27 protein-coding genes and 3 pseudogenes are annotated in these 22,188 nt (G+C 37.7%); 7 read left to right on the top strand and 23 right to left on the bottom strand.

The features are described from left to right. Window positions 1-51: 51 nt before the first annotated feature. The 4 genes from IPU53_RS16745 to IPU53_RS16730 form a co-directional block, all read right to left on the bottom strand. Complete coding sequence (locus IPU53_RS16745) at window positions 52-498, bottom strand: hypothetical protein (protein WP_207452155.1); 447 nt, start codon at window positions 496-498, stop codon at window positions 52-54. Next, complete coding sequence (locus IPU53_RS16740) at window positions 485-1,726, bottom strand: replicative DNA helicase (protein ID WP_207452154.1); 1,242 nt, start codon at window positions 1,724-1,726, stop codon at window positions 485-487. Before IPU53_RS16740 ends, IPU53_RS16745 begins: the two co-directional genes overlap by 14 nt. After that, complete coding sequence (locus IPU53_RS16735) at window positions 1,716-2,549, bottom strand: DnaD domain-containing protein (protein WP_207452153.1); 834 nt, start codon at window positions 2,547-2,549, stop codon at window positions 1,716-1,718. The genes IPU53_RS16740 and IPU53_RS16735 overlap by 11 nt, the downstream gene beginning before the upstream one ends. A 107-nt stretch (window positions 2,550-2,656) precedes the next feature. Next, window positions 2,657-2,926, bottom strand: coding sequence for a hypothetical protein (locus IPU53_RS16730; RefSeq protein ID WP_207452178.1), 270 nt, complete (start codon window positions 2,924-2,926; stop codon window positions 2,657-2,659). 222 nt (window positions 2,927-3,148) lie between these two features. On the opposite strand from IPU53_RS16730, the gene IPU53_RS16725 reads away from it, so the two are divergent. Continuing rightward, entirely contained in the window at window positions 3,149-3,547 is a 399-nt protein-coding gene (locus IPU53_RS16725) for a hypothetical protein (protein WP_207452152.1), read from the top strand. After that, a complete protein-coding gene (locus IPU53_RS16720; RefSeq protein ID WP_207452151.1) occupies window positions 3,544-4,050 on the top strand; it encodes a hypothetical protein in 507 nt (168 codons plus the stop codon). The genes IPU53_RS16725 and IPU53_RS16720 overlap by 4 nt, the downstream gene beginning before the upstream one ends. 6 nt (window positions 4,051-4,056) lie before the next feature. On the opposite strand, the gene IPU53_RS16715 is transcribed toward IPU53_RS16720, so the two are convergent. The 5 genes from IPU53_RS16715 to IPU53_RS16695 form a co-directional block, all read right to left on the bottom strand. After that, window positions 4,057-4,515 (bottom strand): CBO0543 family protein, encoded by a 459-nt coding sequence (locus IPU53_RS16715; RefSeq protein WP_242698370.1) that lies wholly within the window; start codon window positions 4,513-4,515, stop codon window positions 4,057-4,059. A gap of 347 nt (window positions 4,516-4,862) precedes the next feature. Further along, on the bottom strand, window positions 4,863-5,231 hold the full coding sequence (locus IPU53_RS16710; RefSeq protein WP_207452149.1) for a YybH family protein: 369 nt from the start codon (window positions 5,229-5,231) through the stop codon (window positions 4,863-4,865). A gap of 97 nt (window positions 5,232-5,328) precedes the next feature. Further along, window positions 5,329-5,790 carry a hypothetical protein gene (locus IPU53_RS16705; protein ID WP_207452148.1) on the bottom strand — a complete coding sequence of 154 codons (462 nt, stop codon included), beginning with the start codon at window positions 5,788-5,790 and terminating at the stop codon, window positions 5,329-5,331. Beyond that, on the bottom strand, window positions 5,791-6,396 hold the full coding sequence (locus IPU53_RS16700; RefSeq protein ID WP_207452147.1) for an ABC transporter ATP-binding protein: 606 nt from the start codon (window positions 6,394-6,396) through the stop codon (window positions 5,791-5,793). It lies immediately after the preceding gene. An 83-nt stretch (window positions 6,397-6,479) separates the two neighbouring features. Then, the gene (locus IPU53_RS16695) at window positions 6,480-7,175 is read right to left on the bottom strand and encodes a response regulator transcription factor (RefSeq protein WP_242698359.1); all 696 of its coding nucleotides are present in this window, start codon (window positions 7,173-7,175) and stop codon (window positions 6,480-6,482) included. 372 nt (window positions 7,176-7,547) lie between these two features. On the opposite strand from IPU53_RS16695, the gene IPU53_RS16690 reads away from it, so the two are divergent. After that, complete coding sequence (locus IPU53_RS16690) at window positions 7,548-7,805, top strand: GlsB/YeaQ/YmgE family stress response membrane protein (RefSeq protein ID WP_207452146.1); 258 nt, start codon at window positions 7,548-7,550, stop codon at window positions 7,803-7,805. 275 nt (window positions 7,806-8,080) lie between these two features. Here IPU53_RS16690 and IPU53_RS25315 read toward each other — a convergent pair whose 3' ends face one another. The 4 genes from IPU53_RS25315 to IPU53_RS16670 form a co-directional block, all read right to left on the bottom strand. After that, on the bottom strand, window positions 8,081-8,950 hold the full coding sequence (locus IPU53_RS25315) for a GH25 family lysozyme (protein WP_207452145.1): 870 nt from the start codon (window positions 8,948-8,950) through the stop codon (window positions 8,081-8,083). Between the two features lie 397 nt (window positions 8,951-9,347). Further along, window positions 9,348-9,593, bottom strand: a complete 246-nt coding sequence (locus tag IPU53_RS16680; protein ID WP_207452144.1) for a hypothetical protein — start codon at window positions 9,591-9,593, stop codon at window positions 9,348-9,350. A 241-nt stretch (window positions 9,594-9,834) separates the two neighbouring features. Beyond that, the gene (locus tag IPU53_RS25670; RefSeq protein ID WP_396019960.1) at window positions 9,835-10,080 is read right to left on the bottom strand and encodes a GerAB/ArcD/ProY family transporter; all 246 of its coding nucleotides are present in this window, start codon (window positions 10,078-10,080) and stop codon (window positions 9,835-9,837) included. Window positions 10,081-10,713: 633 nt separating this feature from the next. Then, window positions 10,714-10,995 (bottom strand): hypothetical protein, encoded by a 282-nt coding sequence (locus tag IPU53_RS16670; RefSeq protein ID WP_207452143.1) that lies wholly within the window; start codon window positions 10,993-10,995, stop codon window positions 10,714-10,716. A gap of 410 nt (window positions 10,996-11,405) precedes the next feature. On the opposite strand from IPU53_RS16670, the gene IPU53_RS16665 reads away from it, so the two are divergent. Both IPU53_RS16665 and IPU53_RS16660 read left to right on the top strand, forming a co-directional pair. Beyond that, window positions 11,406-12,194 (top strand): hypothetical protein, encoded by a 789-nt coding sequence (locus IPU53_RS16665; protein WP_207452172.1) that lies wholly within the window; start codon window positions 11,406-11,408, stop codon window positions 12,192-12,194. A gap of 5 nt (window positions 12,195-12,199) precedes the next feature. Then, window positions 12,200-12,658 carry a hypothetical protein gene (locus tag IPU53_RS16660; RefSeq protein WP_207452171.1) on the top strand — a complete coding sequence of 153 codons (459 nt, stop codon included), beginning with the start codon at window positions 12,200-12,202 and terminating at the stop codon, window positions 12,656-12,658. A gap of 154 nt (window positions 12,659-12,812) precedes the next feature. Here IPU53_RS16660 and IPU53_RS16655 read toward each other — a convergent pair whose 3' ends face one another. Beyond that, complete coding sequence (locus IPU53_RS16655; protein WP_207452142.1) at window positions 12,813-13,112, bottom strand: hypothetical protein; 300 nt, start codon at window positions 13,110-13,112, stop codon at window positions 12,813-12,815. 390 nt (window positions 13,113-13,502) lie between these two features. Beyond that, window positions 13,503-14,071: pseudogene (locus IPU53_RS16650) on the bottom strand (TerC family protein); the annotation flags it as partial. Window positions 14,072-14,440: 369 nt separating this feature from the next. On the opposite strand from IPU53_RS16650, the gene IPU53_RS16645 reads away from it, so the two are divergent. Continuing rightward, window positions 14,441-14,911 (top strand): hypothetical protein, encoded by a 471-nt coding sequence (locus IPU53_RS16645; protein WP_207452141.1) that lies wholly within the window; start codon window positions 14,441-14,443, stop codon window positions 14,909-14,911. A gap of 333 nt (window positions 14,912-15,244) precedes the next feature. Here IPU53_RS16645 and IPU53_RS16640 read toward each other — a convergent pair whose 3' ends face one another. From IPU53_RS16640 to IPU53_RS16625, 4 genes and pseudogenes are all read right to left on the bottom strand, one after another. After that, complete coding sequence (locus IPU53_RS16640; protein ID WP_207452170.1) at window positions 15,245-15,313, bottom strand: PTS transporter subunit EIIB; 69 nt, start codon at window positions 15,311-15,313, stop codon at window positions 15,245-15,247. Between the two features lie 487 nt (window positions 15,314-15,800). Further along, window positions 15,801-16,721 carry a glycoside hydrolase family 2 protein gene (locus tag IPU53_RS16635; protein ID WP_313886510.1) on the bottom strand — a complete coding sequence of 307 codons (921 nt, stop codon included), beginning with the start codon at window positions 16,719-16,721 and terminating at the stop codon, window positions 15,801-15,803. Continuing rightward, window positions 16,705-16,947: pseudogene (locus tag IPU53_RS16630) on the bottom strand (SOS response-associated peptidase family protein); the annotation flags it as partial. The gene IPU53_RS16635 and the pseudogene IPU53_RS16630, both read right to left, overlap by 17 nt. Before the next feature lie 348 nt (window positions 16,948-17,295). Next, window positions 17,296-17,817 carry an ATP-dependent DNA ligase gene (locus IPU53_RS16625; protein WP_207452140.1) on the bottom strand — a complete coding sequence of 174 codons (522 nt, stop codon included), beginning with the start codon at window positions 17,815-17,817 and terminating at the stop codon, window positions 17,296-17,298. Window positions 17,818-18,138: 321 nt separating this feature from the next. On the opposite strand from IPU53_RS16625, the gene IPU53_RS25665 reads away from it, so the two are divergent. After that, window positions 18,139-18,225, top strand: a complete 87-nt coding sequence (locus IPU53_RS25665; RefSeq protein ID WP_396019959.1) for a putative holin-like toxin — start codon at window positions 18,139-18,141, stop codon at window positions 18,223-18,225. A gap of 869 nt (window positions 18,226-19,094) precedes the next feature. Here the strand turns inward: IPU53_RS25665 and IPU53_RS16620 are convergent. The 4 genes and pseudogenes from IPU53_RS16620 to IPU53_RS16605 form a co-directional block, all read right to left on the bottom strand. Then, a complete protein-coding gene (locus IPU53_RS16620; protein WP_242698356.1) occupies window positions 19,095-19,724 on the bottom strand; it encodes an ATP-binding protein in 630 nt (209 codons plus the stop codon). A 31-nt stretch (window positions 19,725-19,755) separates the two neighbouring features. Next, a complete protein-coding gene (locus tag IPU53_RS16615; protein ID WP_207452138.1) occupies window positions 19,756-20,778 on the bottom strand; it encodes an HAAS signaling domain-containing protein in 1,023 nt (340 codons plus the stop codon). After that, a complete protein-coding gene (locus tag IPU53_RS16610; protein WP_191161915.1) occupies window positions 20,765-21,112 on the bottom strand; it encodes a PadR family transcriptional regulator in 348 nt (115 codons plus the stop codon). The genes IPU53_RS16615 and IPU53_RS16610 overlap by 14 nt, the downstream gene beginning before the upstream one ends. Before the next feature lie 412 nt (window positions 21,113-21,524). Beyond that, a pseudogene (locus IPU53_RS16605) lies at window positions 21,525-21,985 on the bottom strand (SRPBCC family protein). Window positions 21,986-22,188: the final 203 nt, after the last annotated feature.

Below are 22,188 nucleotides of genomic sequence, written 5' to 3'. Positions count from 1 at the left end.
TGTATTCTTATATCTAACCTGCATATACATCCAGCAATAATATAGATATGCTCATACAAAAGCTTTGTTTCCAGGATATTTCTCATACACCCCAACCAAACAAGGAAATTGCGTTTGTTCTTTTTTCAACTCTCGAAAGTTAAGAAAGCGATTGCCGGTAAAAACCACTTCATCTGGTGAGAGTTCCAAACAGTTCAATGGATTTTGGCCTGTTTTCATATGCAAGTGTTGCTGCGCGTCTTCCGCTGTCTGAGCAAAAATAAAGACCCATTTCTGTCTCCCCGTCTTAAGTGAAAAAATGTTCATCTGATGAAAGCCAAGGTAATTCATTTCCAGCAATTTCTCCAATTTCTCTGGATCGGGGTTGATTTGCAGCAAAACTGCATCATCCTGCTCTAACTCAATCTTCCCCTCCTGAATCAAGCAGAAGATCGAATGGGCAAGGAGCGATTCCTCATACTTGATCGCATCTTCATATAGCGCCTTAATCGTGGCCATCTAGAATTCCTCCAGTAAATTGATTATAACGCGCAAACACTGTGCCCATCGGACCATTGCGGTTTTTTGCAATAATCAGTTCCAAATGTTTTGGATCTGCATCCTGATCATAATAAGCATCTCTGTAGAGAAAGATCATCACATCCGCATCTTGTTCGACACTGCCAGATTCACGAATATCGGACATCATCGGTCGTTTATTTTGCCTTTGCTCCACCGCTCGGTTCAATTGGGCCAATAAAAGAACTGGACAATTCATTTCCTTCGCCATCCCCTTTAGCTGCTTCGAAATTTCTGTTACCTGCATATGGGCATTCCCGCCATAATGATGTTCAGGTCGAATCAACGTTAAATAGTCAATCAACAGGAGTGGCTTTTTATCCGGGTATTCGTGCATTAATTTCCTTGCCTTCGCGCGCATCTGGGCGACCGTTTGCCCCGCTTCATCAAACATCTGGATATTGGTTTCCGACACGCGACCGATCAGCTCTGGCCACTGTTCCTTTTGAGCCTGGGTGAGGTGTTGATAGGGATTCCGCAGTTTCAAGCGATTGATGGCCCCTGTTGAAGCGATTAGTCTTTGAATCAAGCTTTTATTCGGCATTTCCAGTGAAAAAATAATCGGCAAATCCCCATTCAAACCGGCTTGCTTAGCAAAATGAAGCATCACATCTGTTTTTCCCATCGAAGGCCTTGCCGCCAGCACCGTGAGCTCCCCATCCTGGAAACCATTCGTCATTTGGTCTAGACGCATTATTCCGGTTGAAATCCCCTTGACATGATTTCCTTCTTGCCATGGGGCTTCATAAAGATCGGCTAACCCCGTTGAAATCGCTAGGTAATCATCGATTTTCGCCTCATTGATTTGGTCTAAAGCATGAATCACCTTTTGAATCTCCCAGTCTTCCTCCTTGGCGATTGTTAAAATACTCCTTTTCTCCCGTTCTTTCCATTTTTCAAGCACCAACTCCTCATATTCTTCAAACTTTTCAACATTCGCGAAGGATTGCAAGTCATGGAGATAGGAGATGCCGCCAAACGGTTCCAAGTCCACTGTTGTAGAGAGTGTGACGAGATCAATCGTGCCACCTTGTTGATGCCGATCTCGCATTTGTTTAAATAAGGCTTGATGGCGTGGATCTGCAAAATGTCCAGATTTGATCATCGTGTCCCCGATCAAATGATTTTCTTTCATCATGCAGCCAAGGAGCGCTTTTTCAGCTGTCATTCTGCTCTTCCCCCTCTGAAAGATTGTGTTGATAAAGTTTTGAAAGATCCATATCCAAGGCCTGTTGGCCAAAATATTTTTTCTGCTGCTCAAGTTCCCGGTCCAAGGCGGCCACATCCTCCCATGTTTTCACATTGTGATGACGCCATCTCTTCAAAATCCCATATGTATATCGCCAATTTCGATTGCCAGAAGCTACGGAAATTTTCATAGCTTCGACCACAAGCACTTCCCCAAACTCCTCTAACGCATCCACCAGCTCTTCTGCCATATAAGGGCTCAGCATTCCAATATTCTGTTGATAAAAATCAATCACATTTTCACCACCACCATTCACTCTTTGCGATTCTTGTTGTTCTTTTTCTACTTCTTTTTCTTCTTCTTGTCCCCGCATCGTGCGCGTATCGTCATACGACTCATACAACCTGCGAATTTGCTCGTGTTTCACATTCGCCCCAACAAATTCAATCAAACTCCGGTCTTTTACCTTACTCAACTCAGCTATCACACAATCTTCCACAGGCTTGCCACCACGATTAAAATTGTATTTCCCCCAATTTCGAATCGCCAATTCCCTTGTTTGTGGGTTATACTTCAGCAGTTTATGCTGATGAATCAAGCGTTCAAAAATACTTTGCACCGTCTCCATTGAATAACCCGTATCAAACGCCATTTGCTTCTTCGTAATAGAGTAAATACCAATTTGCGTTGTATTTGAGTTCGTCAACAAATACAAAAACAGATACTTATCCTCTGGTGTCATCTCCTCCACCACTTTCGGATCATTCCAAAACCCAATATCAATCATGCGAAATTTTGCCATCGTTCCTCTCCCTTTCTTATTCATCATTTTCGTAAAAGCAACATAAAGGATCAAAGGCTAAGATCGTTAAAGGAGCAACGGCTATGATTGCCACGTCCTATTGGCCTTCAATGTGCATATATGGAATTCACCAAAATTTGGACACCTTTTATAAAAAATTTTTCAAAAAAAGGCCTCCACACCGAAATTCGGCAGCAGAGACCAATCGAGACATTTAAGTTGGAGTGCACATTAGCAATGAATTCAACATTAAAACCAAAGATATATTGTCCATTATAGAATTGACCAAAGCCAGCCATCGTTTCGGACCATAGAAGGGCAACAATCGGTGATTTAAATTCATGATGTTCGTTATTCATCCCGTCTATCGTATCCAATCAACTCAGTCATCATGTTTTTCTATTTTTCCTATTAACGTCAAACCTATACAAATGGAGAAAAGTTCTGCTAACAGCAAACATCTTACATATTTACATTTTTTATACAGATAATAGAAGAAAGTCCGGTAAAAATGTGAGTTGACAAACATGTTCCTTATCATTCTGAATATCATGATCCTTTTTTGCATCGCCTTTTTCATTATAAAGAAAAGGCTTAGCTTGCCTGAGAACCTATTTATTTTCATGATACAAGAACTGATCATTACGAGTTGTTTTTCCGTTTTATATATCAATTTAAAAGTATGGGAAATAACGAATAGGATTCCATTATTTATTATTTTTCGACTTTACGAATTCATCGTCATCCCCTTGTTATACGTAATGTTTTTCAATTTATTGGCAGCGATTCAATCTCGTTTCAACAAATGGTTGTTCACGATCACTTATGTAGCCATTCTATATGGGGTTGAGTTTCTGCTTGTGCAAGGGAAGGTCATTCGCTATAATGGGTGGGATTTTTGGCAATCCCTCTTCTTAATTGCTGTTGTTCTACTCATTTCGTATATTTTGCAATTTTGTTTCAGCCAAGTCTTACGAAAGGAAGGGATTAGAAGATGATGCCCTTACAATTACCAAAAACATTTGACGAGAATGAATGGTTTATTATCATTGGGCTTATCCTTTCTTATTCATTTATACTTTGGCTTCCTAAACGGTTTCCTTTAAGTCTCACGATACTTCTTTTACTCTTTGGCTCAACCGTTGCGCGAATTTATGACCATTTATTATCCTCACCGGATTTGAATTTATACAACATTATGGATTCAGGAAAGTATGAATGGTTTGATGTCATTTCATATTTTTTGTATGCACCATTCTCTTATCTCTATGTCTATTTGTATGAAAGATTAAATGTTCGGGGGTTCTGGATATTGCCTTATATTATCATTTCTTCCATTATTGGAACGCTGTTTGAGGGAGTAAACGCGCTATTTCATGTTTTTAACTACCACGGATGGAAATTAACCTACTCCTTTAGTGTTTATTTATTTGTGCAAGCATTGACATTGCTTTTTTACCATAAAATTAAACATTTTCATCATATGCAAAAGAAGATGTAGGCTTGGCTAATTCGCTTGATTTTTTTCAATTTTACGTATCCACTTATAGTATAGTACTAACGTAATCAGTAGAATTGGGTCAACAATTGCGGAATACCCTAACTTCCACCAACCATAATGGAAATAACCCCAAGGCCCGGGGAGTAATGCGAATGATTCGTACATTAGTAGTGATATTGTCCAGCAAATAATATAAAGGGTCTGTTTCATAAGTGATCTCTCAAGGGGATACCAATTTAAAAACATGACATTGACAGCAGGTATAATCATGATCAGGGTTGGAATAGAACGCAAGTCAACCGCTTTTGAGTAATACCAGTAAGCATGGTATTTAAAATCCAAATATAAATCAACAAGTGTCTGGAATGCGATTGTAAATACGATGATATGGACGATTTGATTGATAGATAAATTTCTAACTTTTAAAAGAGCAATCACATTAAAAACAACAATCGCGATAATCATTCCAAGCAATATGTACACTTCCTTTTAGTCCCCTTAGTCTTTTTAACAGTATATCCAAGTTTTACAAGACATAAAGAGAGAACTATAATATGGACAATCGATATTATCAGAGAGGGAAATGAGTGTACTTTTTGCATGTCTTTTATCCGCTGGTGGAACTAAGGACACCACCATATTTTGTATAAAGCCCAAAATATCAAGGGCTTGAAACCCTTGATATAACTGGTCTTACATATTAATGCATCAAAAGGATTTGAACCTCCGCTGATTATTCAGCTACCAGGCTCTCATTAAAAGAATCCATTTTATTTGCGTTTAAAGTTTTTTCAATAGAAGTCGCATTTGTATTAATTTATAAAGGTATTTTGATCATAGGTCAGAAGCCATTCATCATTTTCTTTTTCAAATACGAGGTGGAGATAATAATCTTGATGGTAAGGGGTTCCTTCTTCGTCACAATCATCATAATGAATGAGTAATACCACGAATGCCATTTCTTTAGATTCTTGTGATTTTACTATATCATATGTGATTTTCCAATCTGTATCCGAAAACCAGTCTTGATTAAATTGGATAAATTCTTCCCGGTTTTGAATGAACTTCCCATTTGGTAAGATAAGTATGATATTATTCTGATGAATGGTATCCGAAAAACCTACAATATCCTTTTGCACCATGGCTTGCATATGCCTTTCTAAAGTTTGATTAAAGTCCATTTTATTCTCCTCCCATAAGTTGCATTTTCTTTAGATTAATAGTTCGTTCATTAAAACCTAATAACTTTTATAAAGTTCCGATAGTTTGGCGCTCGCTCTATCCCAAGTCCTCTTTCACTTTATATCTAGCTGCAATAAAGGAAAATAATATTGTGAAAATGAGCGCCACACCAGCTACGTGAAGGACATCATTCATGTTATTGAAATCTTTTGTACTGACAATCGTATTCACCAGCAAATATGAAGACAGATTTACATCACCAACAAGGGATTCTAGTGCCCCCACAATCATCCCTAGGACATTTAACCCGAGGACTACCCCAATTACTAAGCTGGTAATTAAATTTTTGCTGATTATTGAGATACACAGGATCACAATTGAAAATGCCCAATGGAGTAAAAACTGACCAACAAGCAATTTTACAAAATACCCCAAATCGCCAATAGTTGCATTATTGAAGAAAATGGCTCTTCCGATCAGATCAGAAATAACCATCGTTACTAACATGAGCAACGTGAACATGCCTAGAATAAGGATTTTTGAAATGACGGAATACATTCATGCGTTATTCATGGACAACTCTTCCAGGATATGGCTGGAAATAATGATGGTTATTCCCGTTTTGTTCAATTCGAAAATCAACTTTCTGATCTCGAAAATACCTTGTGGATCCAAACCGTTGATCGGTTCATCCAAAATCAAAACATCCGGGCTTCCCATCAACGCAACTGCAATCCCAAGTCTTTGCTTCATCCCCATGGAATAGTTTTTGACCTTGGTCTTGTTTGATCCATCCAATCCGACAAGCTTCAGTAGTTCGTTAATGGGCTTTTTTCGGTTCTTCAGCCCATAGATAATAGCTATCAAATCCAGATTTTCATATGCGGAATAATAAGGGTACAGCCCCACATTCTCAATTAGCAAGCCCATCCGTTCAAAATAAGAATGATTATCCTTCACTACACGATCAAATAAATGGATCTTTCCAGATGACGGATACATTAATCCCCCGATCATCTTCAGTAAGGTGGATTTTCCAGCTCCATTTCGGCCAATCAAACCGAAAATTTCGCCTTTAAATATTTTGAAATCCGCCTTATCCACTGCTACTTTCGATTTGAACTGTTTGGTTAGCTGTTTAACTTCAATAATTACTCTTGACATATTTGCACTTCCTCTTACACATTACTTTAAATAAAAAAAGCTAATATATCGTCAAGAAAAAGTTAAGAAAGTTCAAAGAAATATTATGTACTCAACCTGAAACCAATTCCCCAAACAGTGTCGATATAAGTCTCTTCAGTATGATTTCTAATTTTATGACGGATATTACTAATGTGAACAGTGATTGTCTTGTCTTCTCCTATATACATATCCTCCCATGCAAACTCATATAAATCCTGCTTTGTAAACACTCGGGTAGGATTTTTCACCAAGAGCTCAATAATTTTGTATTCCCGTCTAGTAAGATTCAACTCAACATTATTGACTCTAACGCTCATTGTATCACTGTCTAGAAGTAAATTTTTATGCTTGTATTGAGAGACGGATTCGGTTTTAGCATTTCTTTTTAAATGCACATTGATTCTGGCAAGCAATTCCTCCACTTCGAACGGTTTCGTGACATAATCGTCGGCTTCCAAATCAAATAAGTTTAATTTATGATCCAGTTTTTCCTTGGCCGACAATACAATAACCGGTGTATCGCATTTTAATTCCGTTCTTAATTCATACATAAAAGCTTCCCCCGTTAGACCGGGAAGCATTAGATCTAATACAATAAGCTCATACATATGACGAGTAACGTTCATTTTCCCCTCGCTGCCAGAATACGCCTGCGTGCATAAAAAGTTCTCTTTTCGCAGCACGTCATATATAATGTTGTTGATATGCTCATCGTCCTCGATAATCAGAATCCTAGGCCGATTCATCTCATCGCCCATGTTCATTCTCCCTTTCAGTTTTGATAAAAACCACACTGATGCAAAATTGGTTACCTTTCAAGTCAGCATAAACATAAATGATCTTCGACTAAGTACCGACACGTCCTGTGTCGAACGTCGAAGTCACCACATCCTGTGGAAGCTCGTTGGCTTGCTTCTCCGCCTCGAACTTTCATGTACAGAATATGCTAGTGTCGGCGTTGCTGACGGGACGTCAGCGTCTTTAGCCGACTTGGCCCTTTTATCCTCCTTTTTGAACACGCACTTTAAGTATTGTCTTCACACTGTTCACCTGCTTATCCCATTTGTTTTGTTTTTCAAGAAAAGGGTAAACAAATAATACAACACAGACAAATTAAAGGAGGAAAAATAATGAGTATTCTTTGGACGCTAATTGTTGGTGGTGTGATCGGTTGGTTAGCCGGATTAATCGCTGGACGTAGTGTTCCGGGCGGCATAATCGGAAACATCTTAGCTGGTATTGTGGGATCTTGGTTAGGTACCTTCCTCCTTGGTTCATGGGGACCCGTCATAGCTGACTTTGCCATTATCCCTGCTATTATTGGAGCGATTGTCGTTGTGCTTATTCTTAGTGCCATCTTGCATGGTACAACGAAAAACAGAGCATAAAGAAAGTAGGTATACACTTGATTCAGTAGATATCTAATTCTACTGGATCAAGTTTTTTGTGTCTGTATCACTGCCTTACCATTTTTCAAAAACCAAAATAAATCTTTAAGCCTGATGATTTCGCAAAGAATGCAAGCCTTCTTGCAGGGAATAGCAATGCCCCAGGAAAGCGGCGCAATCCAGTAAAAAGTTGCGCAATACCCCAGTTAATGTCGATCAGATTGTTCCAGCATTCAATAGAATAGCATTAAAAAAGATTGCTTTCGCTTCTAGCTCTAGCAATCTTTTTTGACAGTATCTCCAGGTTTCACAGTATGATAGACGGGCTTTGCTTTTTCTGAAGAAGATCCGGATAGTTGAATCTTTTGCCCAACCTGAATCAGATTAGGATTTTTAATCCCATTGAGCTCTGCAAGCTTTTTCACTGTGGTCCCGTATTTGACTGCAATCTCACTTAAGGTATCCCCTGCTTTTACGGTGTAGGTGTGTGTCATACTTTCAGGTTTGGTCACTGGCTTTTTAGTCGCATTCGAATTCTTCTTTGGCAAGAAATCATGATAAGCTTCATTCATATCGACATGGCCGGAAATGCCAGCAACTTGTCCTGTGCTACTGTATTGCCACATTTGGTATGAACCTTTATACGTACATTTCGGGCCCCACTGTGCCACCCACTTATCAAATCGATCTAATTTCCTGCTTTTGAGGGAACCATTTAACCAGCTCAAACTTGCGTACAATGATACGAAATACCCTGCATCCTCAACAGCTTTTAGCCATGTAAAACAAATGTCGATCAATGTCGCTTTCGAAGGCATGCCCCGTTTGCGTTTGTAGTTGTCGGCATCCTCCATATCGAAAGCGATTGGGTATGTCGGATTTTTACCTCTCAACAACCGAAAAGCGTGATCAACTTCACTCCTTGCTTCATCTATGTTCATGGCATAGCTGTAAAGATAAGCTCCCCATGGAAGGCCAACACGCTCACATTCATTCACATTACGCTCAAAATATTGATCATCTTGACCCTCTAAATCACTTCCAAACCCCATGCGTATGATCGCAAATTCTATTCCCTCCACTTTCACCTTGTCCCAATCAATCTTTCCTTGATGTGCAGATACGTCAATCCCTTTTTTCGCCACTATTCCATCTCCTTCTATAGGATGTTCAAAAAGTCCGGTAAAAATGACACTGCGAGAAAATGATCTTCGACTAAGTGCCGACACGTCCTGTGGAAGCTCGTTGGCTTGTTTCGCCGCCTCGAACTTTCGACGTACAGGATGTACTAGTGTCGGCGTTACTGACAGGACGTCAGCGTCTTTAGCCGACTTGGTCCTTTTTATCCTCCTTTTTGAACACGCACTCTATTGAATGATTTATACATAACGCTACTCACCCTCAAAATATAAAAAGAGTCCTGAAAAGGACTCTTCTATCACAGTTGTTTATTTAAAATTTCAGCATTAGCTTCAATTAATTATCGCTTTCTTGCCATTGTTCGCCTCCACATTTGGTTGCATCTATTACAATTTTGAGTGCTTACTTTCCCTTTCTCTCGATCGTATTTTTCGTACCGCTATACAATCCACTTGCAGATAAACCTAGTATCGTCCCAACCAAAATTCCTTGCTTCAAATCATATTCTGTTACATAAACAATTCCGATCACGATCCCAACTCCAATCGCAATCAATGGCAGAAATCTTTTACCTACGCCAGCTATCTTAAATGCCTCAACCAGCCCCACAATCAAGGGAATCAGCAAAACGTTATGAACCTCAAACACTTTCTTTCCCTCCTCTTTATTATTTTATGAACGCATGTCCTATTGGGAACGGCAACACTCTACCTGCTATAAAAATCAGCTATTTCTCTACTACTCGTCATATATAAAAAGAGCTCTTAAAAGGACTCTTCTAAAGAAAAACAGGAATTCCTCGTTCTACCTGTAACCACAATACCCTTGTGTACTGCATATATTACAACGAAGATCAACAAAAGATTCGTGATTACAAGTGGGGCCTGAGCTAGCCCAGAATTGCAAGCATTTCGCTAAAATCGCGAACCGCTCTAGCGGTATGATAGAGTATAAATACATGTACATAAGGAACAAGTTTTATGAAGAATTTCCCCAGAATTTTTTGTGTGTAGATTGTTGGTAATAGATCAGGATAATAAAGGGCATATTGAATAAAAAATATATCAAATCCACCCACCATCCCAATAAGGATGGTGAGCCAGGCATTTTGTTTAGTTTCAACACCGAGTGGAATAGGAAGTAGTTTTATTGAAAATTATAGGAATGACCATTTTATATATGGTTTTATTGATTCCGGCTACAATTTGTATGAAGTTATTTTTTGGATATGATGTGAGAGGAGCGGGGTTAGAGTGAATACGGCCATTTTACGCCATAAGTGTTGCCGAAAAAGCGTTTTATTTTCTTTATATTCTATGCATTCTTTTACAGCCCCTTGTCAATTATTTTATGGAAAAAAGAAAAAAGACATCATAATCATTCAAATGGCAGTAATGCTCCCATTTTTTTGACCCGCAAAAATGGAAGCCCCTTGGGAGATGTAGCAAGCCCCAAGGTTACGTTTCAAAAGTAAGATAGCATGTAAATGGAAAATCTATAATGAATTTGAGGAGATTATTTAGGATGGGGATGAAATGGAGAAATGGCAAAATGAAACGAGGGTAAATTAATCCTATCGTAATTTATATATGTAACGATAATTAGGGGATAGAACTCAGCCTTTGAAAATCCCTTTGATTCCATGTAATGATAGCTTTAATATCAATGAATTCTCTATTTCGTTGCTTAAAAAGCATTAAAGAAATTTGCTAAATATTTCCTTTAATAAGGGAAAGCTGATCGCTCAACTTTCCCTCGTACATTTCTCTTATTGCATTTTATTTTGTTGTGATTGAGCAGTGGCCTGTGCTTGCTGAACCTGTTGTTGAGCCTGTTGCAATTGCTGCTGAGCTTGTTGCAGCTGTTGCTGTTGCCCGGCATTAGCTCCTGCTTGGTTTTGGAATTGTTGTAATTGTTGCTGAGCTTGTTGTAGCTGTTGTTGAGCTTGTTGCATTTGTTGTGGGTTCGCACTTGATTGTGCCGCCTGAACAGCTTGTTGTGCAGATTGAATCGCTTGCTGCATTTGTTGTTGCTGGTTTTGTTGTGTCATTAGATGATAACCTCCAGAATGAAATGTTTGAAAAATTTCTTCAACATTCATTAAACTTTACAATTCAACCGGAATTTATACAAAATAACTTCAAAAAGGAAGAATGTCTGTGACCGTTGGATGCCCTTTACGCATTTCCGCTTCAACAAGTGCGCTCGCTACATGAAAATATTAACCTTTCATCAGCATTTCCCCTGCTTCCCATCCGAGAATGGCAGCACCAAGATAACTGATCCACGTATACTTGTCCATTATTTTCACAATTATTTTTTGAACCAAATACCATAAAATGAAATTTTGTAGCAATTGAACGATGATCACGGCAAAAAGCCAGTTGATTCGGGATAAAAAGACACCCTTCGGGAAAAATAATATTCGTTAAATATTTTTTCATGAGGGAGTGGCTTTATATAAACAATTACACGAACGATAATCGTGCCAGACGTTATAAAGCACATGTTAGCATAGTCGGAACCACTCAACTTCATTTGCGAAACCCTTATATCATTGCATGGTGGTCGGCAGCTTTTCCCGGATTTGGTCATCTGCTACTATCAAAATACCTTAGAGGATATGCCTTATTTATATGGGAGGTTATTGTCAATCTAAATGCTCATGTGAATATGGCGATGATTTATTCCTTTCAAGGGAATATCGACATGGCGAAAGAGGTTTTAAATACAAGATGGCTCTTGATGTATATTCCTGTTTATCTGTTTGCCATTTGGGATAGTTATCGAACGACGGTTGATTTAAATAAGGTATTTCTTTTAGCAGAGCATGAGGGACATCGTTTCAATACATTCAGTATTGGGGCAACAGAAATTAATTATCTGGATAAAAGAAACCCTTTACTTGCCGTCATGTGGTCGTTATTTCTACCAGGTCTTGGGCAACTTTATATCAATAGGATTATGACCTCTTTTTTTGTTGCCGTTTGGTTAGTCACGTTTTTCTATTTTTCACATTTTCTAGAAGCCGTTTCCCTATTGTTCTTAGGTAAAGTAAATGAAGCCACCTCGGTTATTACCCCAGAATGGCTCTTATTTATTCCTTCACACTACGGTTTTGCAGTGTATGACGCTTATATTAATACGGTCGAAAATAACAAACTCTATGAATGGGAACAAAGACAATACCTAAAAGAAAACTATCAAGCAAAAGGGTTTCAAATCCAAAAAGGTCAAAAAGTGAAGTGATGAATGTGCAACTACTTTCAACCTTTGAAAGTAACATTTTTTTAGAAATGGCCATCTCAACAATAGAAAAAGCAGGCATAAAACAAGAAAATATATTTGCAGTTCCATTAGATAATCGAACAGAGGAACGTAAAATTTTCGATTCCCACTATCGCTCCGACGGTACATCCCTAATTGATATCGGAGTTGCATTAGCCACGGCATTTTCTGTTATTGGAGCCAGTATCGGATTTACATTGACATGGGGGCCCATTTATTGGGGATTGATCAGTGCCGTTATTGGCTTTGTTTTGGGATTCGCGATCAGACTTTATACAGAAAAAATTTTCAAAAAGAAAAAAAGGCTCCTAAGAGGGGAAAAATCCGAAATTATTCTGATTATTGATTGTAAGGATTCGCAAGCTGAATTAATTGAAAAAATCCTTTGGGATCATTTTGCCTTGGGTGTAGCCAAAATAACTTGAACCTTCTTTAATGGGGTTTACTGGCAGTTATACTCATGCCATTCGCTGCACTCAAGGCAGGAAACGTTTAGAACACAATTGATGAAAACCTGCATTGTAGTTGAATGTTGCAAGGTTCAACGGATGCAATTCCTTCTTCATTTTCGATTCCTTTTTACTCACATAGCTTTCTGATTATTTCACGAACATCTTTTTCTAATTTTAGGCGTTTACTTTCCTTTTTTTCGATCGTATTTTTGGTACCGCTGTACAATCCACTTGCTGATAAACCTAGTATCGTCCCAACTAAAATTCCTTGTTTCAAATCTAATTCTGTCACATAGACAATTCCGATCACGTTCCCTATTCCAATCGCAATCAATGGCAGGAATCTTTTACTTACGCCTGCTATCTTAAATGCCTCAACCAATCCAATAATGAGTGGGATGATTAAAATATCATACATTTCAAACATACCTACTCCCCCCTTCTTCTTATTCTATGAGCGCCTGTCCAATTGGAAGCGGCAGAGCACCATTCCTCCATACAAATCCGTAAATGCCTGCATAGCGTACAAAATGTAAAGGTGCTGTTAGCTGGAAGGAACGGCTCCTCTAATTTTTCGAACGGTGAATAGGAATACCCTATCCTAAAAATATAAAAAAAGCCCCTAAAAGGACTCTTCTATCAAAATTCACACTAAAATTTATTTGTCTTATAAGACCCGAAAGGATCCTTAATGTTCACGCACTTTTGTTATAGATTTTCCTTTTTTCTATTTTTATAAAAACCCAATCCTAATACTAAGATGATTAAAAAACAATGACTACATATTCCAGGGTTTTTCCTATCCCTATTGTTGATCCAGTTGCTTATCTTTCATCAGCATTTCACCGGCGACCAATACAAGAATAGCGGACTCGACATAACTTATCCAAGTATACTTGTCCATTATTTTTACAATCAGCTTTGAACAAAATATCATTACTGGAATACTAATGGAATATGTCCATCCGCTGCCCCTGTAATCGCCACGACATTATCTAAACTCATCACCGCATCCGCCAGTATGATCGTACCAATCGCTTTCAGCAAACTCGTTTGCGCGGAGGTCTGATTGCCTTCCTGATCATCCCCCACTAACACTTTATAGGCAATCCACAGAAGTAATATCCCGGCGATAATATGCACGAATGGGATTTGCAGTAATTTGACAATGATCATTGCAAAGAGAATACGCAGCACCACAGCGCCGGTAATTCCCCAAAATATGGCTTTATTTTGTTCCTCTTTAGATAATTTTCTCGTTGCCATCGCAATCACAATCGCATTGTCGCCTGAAAGGATGATATCAATTGCGATTATTTTTAATAAGGCAAGTACAGCGGTTGAAGAAAACATGATTTCTGCCAAAACAAATCCATTATGGCTCATCGGACTCCTTCTTTCCCCAAAATTTTAACACTGTATTATATCATACCCTTCTTCGATTCAGGAACATTTGCTTGTCGCCCCTAGGCAGCCGTCTTCCACTTTTCTTGTAAAAATGTGAGTTTGTTCTAGAATGTTTGTCCAATCAAAGCTTCCTTTTCCTAATATGATAAATGAAGACGGGTTAATTCACGATAGAAAGGGTGCATTCCATTCTCCAGGCAGAAAGCCTCAAGGAAATGCTACCTATTTTCCAAAAACTCCTAAAAATGTGGGTTTGCCCTAGATTGTTTGTCCAGTCATTATGCTGTTTTCCTAATAAACTAATATGGAAAGCTGGCCAGCTGAAGAATAAGGAAGGAGCGATTCAATTTGTATTACGAAGAAGAATTTTTCTTAACAGAAGATTTTGGTAGAAATAGACGTAGATCGAATGATTTTTCAGATTATGATTCTGACAGGGATCGCAATTCAGAATGTGGTTGCGGACGTAGAGATCCTGAAAGAATAGAAAAACATGTGTACCATCATATTGTGGATGAAAAACCGGTACACAGAAAAGAGCCAGTTGAAAAATGTTGCCCTACTGAGCCTACTCATAAAGGTTGCTGTGATGATCAATCATGCTATTGTCAACAATTAAGGAACATGGCAATAAACACACCTGTCACACTTATTATTGAAGGAGCAACAATTCCAATTCCAGGTATCTTTATGGGATTCGATAACAAAACATGTTGTGCCACCTTCTCTGTTGCTGCTGTAGCCCCATTGGTTGCAGGGACACTAGTCGTTGACTGTAAGAAAATTCAAGCATTACTTTTAACCACTATTGGTGGATAATTAAAGCTTTACCGCGGGTGAGTATTGAAAAGGTTTCTTCTATTGGAGAAACCTTCTTTTTTTGGTACTCATTATTTGAATTGACGTTTTTCCGCTTTTCAGCCAATGCAGATGTCGATGGATGGTGTTATTTCCAATGAGGATCAATGAATGTCGCTAAGTGAGGAAATTTTTGAAGATTACCTTGAATATTATAATTCGGTGGAAACGATTATCGTAGGAGGGCATTCTTATGCCGGCTTGGCCCAGCATTGGCAAAGCGGAGGCTGGGAGCGGATACAATTACATTCGGTACATCTCTACCTCTTGAGAGCCAGGGCTAAAATGTAGCAGTTACAGAAGCCTAGTAGGACAGTGAAATACATATTCAATATTTTCTTTTCCACCGAGTGCCTCTATCATTTGTTTGATGAGAGTTTCATATTTTAATTTACTCACACAAATCCACCCCTTTTTTGGTTTCTATTTTCACCAAAATAATGATCCTTTAACAGCGCTTTCTTTTTGTTTTTCATCCCCACCTCATTTCCTATATACGTTTATGAGCAATAAATATCTTATCTACTTCTATCATAGCAGTTTCAAAAATACGCCGTGGTTCAAAATATGAACGATCTTTTCTATAACATATTATTTGTCCTTTATAAAATAAACAAATATTCCCCACTAAAAACTGCCAATAATGTTTTTATATGATCAATGCCAAAAACGGGACATCACTCTAAATGACTGTCCCGTTTTTTCATTTTAATAACCCTTTCAATCTCTATTTATTTACTCCAATATTTTTTTACAGTATCATAGGCTAACTTTGGCCTTCTGTATTGATCAACTATTCCTTTACTGTTCTGTACTCCTGCTCTCATCATAAGCCATCCTTCACCTTCCGTTACACGGCAATCGGCAAATTGCCAAATAAACATTCCCGAAACAAACTCCCGTTCCATATATGCTGTAAATTCCTCTCGATAATCTCAACCTGACGCTCTTCGGTTCCTTTTACTTTTGTTGGAGAACGATAACCATAATAACCATCTGCCCCAAACTCACTCATAATCAAAGGTTTTCCTTTGCCGCCAAGTTCGTCTGCCCATTTTCGTGCTTGATCAACCAATTGACCAGGATCTTCTTTTGTATACCATTGGGGATATAGATTGAATGAAACAATGTCTACTAGATCAAAACAAAGCTCTTCTTCCCGATGATGGGAAGCAAAACTAAGTGGGCGTGTTTGATCCATGGAACGTATTTGTTCTAACTGCATTTTATAATGCATTTTGCCTTCCTCAGTATTACTAGCACACTCATTAAGAACACCCCAAATAATTATACTTGGATGATTATAATGATTCTCTACCATTTCTTCATTTACAGCTCTGCATTGTTCCACAAAATTAGGGTGTTGCATCTGTTCAAGGGAAAGACCTCTTCCGTGATTCTCCTCCCAGACATAAATCCCTTGTTCATCACATAGATCCAAAAATCGCTCATCATTTGGATAATGACTTGTTCTAATCGCATTGGCTCCCATATCTTTAATCAATTCAAGATCATTCACCATTAATGGTAAAGGAAAAGCCGCCCCTACTATTGGGTGATCCTCATGTCGATTGAATCCTTTAATGATTATATCTTCATCATTTACTTGGATCTTACCGCTTTCAGTGGCGATTGTTCGAAAACCAACCCGTTCAATATAGTCATCTGAAGGTGTCGATTCACCATTTACAAATAAATTTACTCCGAGCAAATATAAGTTAGGGCTTTTAGAAGACCAGGGAAGGACATTTGAAAGTCTCGCTTCTTGCATTGATCATCTTGTAGCCAATTTTAATATCTTTAGCCCAACCTGGGATCAAGCCCCATCGGAGAAATCCCAATCGGTTTTTAGTACCATCATTGATGACTGTTAATACGGATTGAGAAGGAGCTACATTGTAATTAGGGCTGTACAAATCTTTATCAATAAACTGATCAATATTAAATCTCATTTGTATTTGCTCAATCGGTGCAGTAAGTGTAAATCGACCACACATAATCATTATCACTCCATAAAAAAATTTTTTGAAAACTAGCACTGCGCATATACCCATTTTTGCTTAAACATTGATATTTAACTTCACAGTTTATACAGGGATCAAGATAAATATAGTCTTTATCCTCACCCATAACCAGCTGTTTAGAAATTTGTGAGAATGCTTGTCTTTCTTTTTGAGGCACAAATTCCAATACCCCTTTATAAAGATCATCATCCCCAACCATTAATCATTCAAACTTACGCTTGCGGACCGCGGCTATTTTGACTGTAGCATACCTAAAGTTTTTTTATCTTTAAAAAAGACTTGACTGGTCTAGCATCCATTGTATAAGTCTTGTCGAGATTTTTAGATACTATATTCAAGTTCAAGTAATTTCACACGCTCAAATAGTTCTTGGCCGTCTGAGTAAGTCGGACAAGTAGAAAGGTAGGCCGTATTTATTATAATATTGTCTAGCATTTCTAAGCGGTTTGCTAAAGGCTTATTCAGTAAAGATTGATCATTTAAGTACAAGATATCAAAAGCATTAAAATGAACAGGTATTTCGTCTCTTTTTTCTTCAATTTTATTTGTTTTGCTAGCTCTAAATCGAGTCATCAAACTATCAAAGCAAGGCTTATTGTCTGAGTCGAAGCAAATCATTTCTCCATCTAATATGCAGTTTGAAACGGGAAATTGGAGCTTTTGTAATTCTGGATATTTATAAGTCACCTCATTGCCTTGACGAGTGTATATCTTAATAGTTCCATCTTTAAAGTGTAGCAAAGCTCTATGACCATCAAACTTTAATTGATGGATATAGTTAGATTGCACCGGAATTATTATCGAAGGCGAAACGAGCATTGGTTTAATGGTTGTAAATAACATATTAAAACCCTCCATAATCAATCTTAGCATTTTAATATTGTTGGATAAATGAAGAGTTATTGTAATTGGAGACATAAAAAGGAAAAATAGGAAACTTTGTTAGGGAGGGGTATTCAGGACTTCAGTGTGTTATGACAGAGGGATTAAGATTTTTTAATGAAAGTAGATTCAAAGAAAAAAAGCGACTGGATACTAGGGTTTTTTCTTGTAAGATACAGATTATGAATGTATTTTATTATTGTCAAATGGTATAATTAGAGGACAATAGCATATTGGTTAGCTCAAGGGTGGTCGGCACATCCCGAAATGGGGTGATGCCTTATGACAATTGCAGAAGCGTTAATGCTGATGGTGAGTTTCGGAGCGTTAATTGTTGCGATTATGTCAGATAAAAGTAACAAAAAATAAAATCCACCCTTGAGTTCGCAGCTCGTTTCGGTGGATTTTATTCATCTAACATTCGTGCTGATCCCCCTTGCAGGGAACCGAGCTATTGTATAGGCTGAAGGTGCTATAACACCTTCAGTCGTTTTTAATGTATTCATTTCTAATTATATTATACCCTTTTTTTCTTAAAAAGAAAACACATTTTTTTCAATTAAAAACCTTTTGTTTATCATATGTAAGATCACTGGTAAGATATTCTTGATATCGATGTATTGAAAACGAATTTGAAAGTCTGAAATACGAGACTAAATACTCAATGTCTTCACCTTTCGAAAGACTATCTAAGATACAGCTATTCCTTAAATGTTTTGCTGAAATTTTTCTTAAGTTGGCCAATCTCACTTCGTCTTTTATCATTTCCTGAATTCCCCGAACAGATAATGCCTGTGGCATACTGGCAACATAATTAAATTGAAATCTAAATGTGAGATTAAAAAACGCTACAAAAAGTGGATCGTTGGACCGATATCGAGGTCTAATCATCTTATCAACAGAGTTCCAATAATCATAAATATACTTTATATGTTTATCTTTAAGAGTTAATTTGACATTAGAATCAATTTGAATTGTGTTTTGTGCAAAATTTACGGAATTCATTGTGATCAAGGAAATATCCCTAGGTGTTAATCCATAATACCGCGCTAGGCAAACGATGGCTAGGTTGCGATCTATCAAGTAATTCCTGGCTTCAGATTTGCTTGGTTTACTCATAGAGCTAAGTAGCATTTTCATTTCATTATCGGAGATAAAGTCGTCTTTATTTAAACTTCTGTAACCGTCAAGTAGAAGTAAACAGTTTTCCACAATTAAGGTTCAACAGCTAATCACAATTAAGATTCAACACCTGTTTCCTGAAATAAAGCTCGTCGATATTTCATTCTGATGCTGTCTTGATTTTCATCGAATGTAATGATTTCACTTCGATGGAGGAGGCGATCTAAGATCGCCGTAGTTAATGTTGTATCCCCCAGAAACTTACCCCATTCAGCCGGGCCCGTATTAGAAGTTAATATGAATGCAGTTTTGTCATACATATCATAAATAAACTGAAAGAAAAGTTGGGCATCCTGTGGTTCATAAGCCATATACATGATGTCATCGATAATAATCAGACCCGATGTAGTAATCCGTTTGTATCTTGTTCTTGACTTACTGATATACTCTCTCGTCTTTAGTATGTAGAGTAATTGATCCATGGATACGAACGAAACTTGATACCCTTGGTTAACTGCGTGGATTCCCAACCCGGTTGAAAGATGAGTTTTCCCAACTCCAGGAGGCCCCATCATGATTAATGCGAAGTTTTCTTCTATCCAAGAAAGTTCCTTTAATACATTTAATTGCTTGTCACCAATCGCAGATTGTTCTTCCAACTTAAATTGTATTATATACTGCTGATGAATAAGATGGGGCAAAATCCTGAAAAGCGTTCCTTGCCTTACACAATTTATACTTTCCATAAAAAAGGACATACGTATTAGTTTAAAATGATTAACCCTTTACTCCTTTTATATCTGCTTTAATATTTGCCCTCTTATACACATCGAAAACTCCCCATCCAGCGAACACGACAAAGATCGTGATTACACCCCATATGGCAAAATTTTCAATATGTGCTGGGGTTGTTGTGAAAAGCCCACTTATTTGTTTTAGAAATTCTGGTGTAAAAAGATTGGCGTGTGTAAAAATGATGACCAAGATGATAATTGATGCAATTTGATATATCGTAAAAAATGTCGCCAGTGGAAGCGTCCATTGTTTTTGAAACATTTTATAAAGGGCCAAGGCAACTTCTGCCCCGATCAACATTACAATAAATGGCCAAAAGGAGAGAAGCACTTCTTGATTAAATGCGGGAGTGACAAGACGTAAACCATACTCGCCATTTTCATAAATTCCTAATAAATGATCGGCATAAAAATAAATCGTTCCCCAAATTGCTGTCCATATTAAACCACAGGTCAATTCAAATGTACGAATCGCCTTATACTTAGGAACATAGATAACTTGCTTTAGGTCATCAGGGGACCATGGTTTCCAACTTGTAGATAATGGAGAATTGTCATTTTTCCCATCTATACGTTCAATTATAGCAAACACGACAGTAAGCCAAAAAAATGTATGGATCAACACGGCAATGACTTGCCCTACTCCTTCCAACATAATATCCAACACAGTTCCTAATACAGCACCATCTTCTACAGGACTTAAAAACTTTACTGCTACAATCGAAATGAATGAAACAATCGCCGCAATCGGCATAACCAACTTCAATAATGTGACATACACATCAAAATACTTCGGACCAATTAAATGCATTGGCTGATCTCGGTAACCGCTCGCTAATGCCGCTGGATTCCCTAATTTTTCAAGGACCGTCTTAACATCTTCCTCGCTGTAATCATCAGGTAGCATATCCTCAATGGTTGAACGCAGTTCAAGTGCAATATCCGTACGACTTTTCTCAGGCAGCCTACGAGTGACTTCTTGAATATAAACTTCAATTAAATTCATCTTCTTCATCTCCTTTTAGTAAACCATAAAGTTCTTTCGAATTTTTAATCCATTCCTTTTTTAATTGCAAAAAGATTTCTAGACCGTATTCACTTAAAACATAATACTTACGGGGCCTGCTCTCAGATGTATCCCAACTGCTCGTTACTAACTCTTGCTTTTCTAAACGGCGAAGCAATGGATATAAGGTACTTTGATCAATGTTAATTCCCGATTCCTCCAATAACTGAACAAGTGAATATCCATACTGGGGTGTTCGCAATTGACTTAACACGGCTAATGTTAACGTCCCTCTCCTAAGTTCCGTCGTTAATGAATTCAGTAAAGTACTCATTCCTCCACCTCAATTTTATATACTGTATGATATACATCATATGATTTATACTATGTATAATACACTATTGTTGATAAAATAACAATTGAATTTTAATACCCATTTTTAAGAGCACTTCGCAAACTCATTTTTTACGAAAAGAGTCGATTTTGAAAAAGATGGATCAAAATCGATTTATACAGTTTGATTAAATTAGCTCTATATACCTTAATAAAAAGCAAATTGAAAAAGCGCGTTTTGAAATAAAGATCAATCAAAACACGCCTTAAATATATTCAAATAGAATCATGCTTTTATAAAAAGTTCGATCATTTCTTTAAATGGCACATTTGTGGAGACCAATAACAAACCACTATCATAAAGACGTTCTCTTTAAAGAAAAGCATCTTCTAGGTCAAAAGCATTCTTAACATTAAACGTGGTCATCTGGAGCCTTATCAGCTACAACAGTCAGTATGATGTTGTGCTCAAGAAGTGCCTTTAGCGCGCAGAGCACCATCGTGTATCCTCCCATTGAACCGATAGCATGGTTTACCATATCATCTCCATTGCCTGTAAATCCAGAGTTTGTAATCGAGACAAATGTTTCGTTTTCTGTTCGAGGCGTAAATATCCACTCCGTTTTGGTGTTATCCGCTGATTCGATTCGAATCAGCTTGTTTTGTTCGATTTTTTTACATGGAGGTCGTCAGAGACATCGTACATCTCCCATTCCCACCTAATGTTCTTTCCCTCTTCTAATCTTCCGCTGCTTTTGGTGAACCAAAATTTTGTAGTAATTTCCGGGTCGATAAAAGCTTCAAATACTTCTTCAACCGGTCTGCGAATAAGCATTTCTGATTTAACAACCGGTATATGATTCAGTGTTACCATCTTCATTTCTCCTTTCATCGTTCAAGATTCATGGCTTATATTGTCACCTATTATATCAAAAATAACTATTCAATATAATTTGCTTCATTAGTTTAATTACTATACGAACATAAAAACACCCTTTAGACAAAAATATCCAAAGGGCATTGGGATTATCGTATGGAGAAATTAGTACCGTCGATTTTTTCAAACACACATTCATA

Origin of the sequence: Bacillus sp. SD088 (genome assembly GCF_017355205.1) — a bacterium.
In the GTDB taxonomy this organism is placed as follows: domain Bacteria; phylum Bacillota; class Bacilli; order Bacillales; family Bacillaceae_C; genus Lederbergia.
The sequence above is the reverse complement of the archived record's forward strand: the minus strand, read 5'-3'. Positions and strand labels throughout refer to the sequence as shown.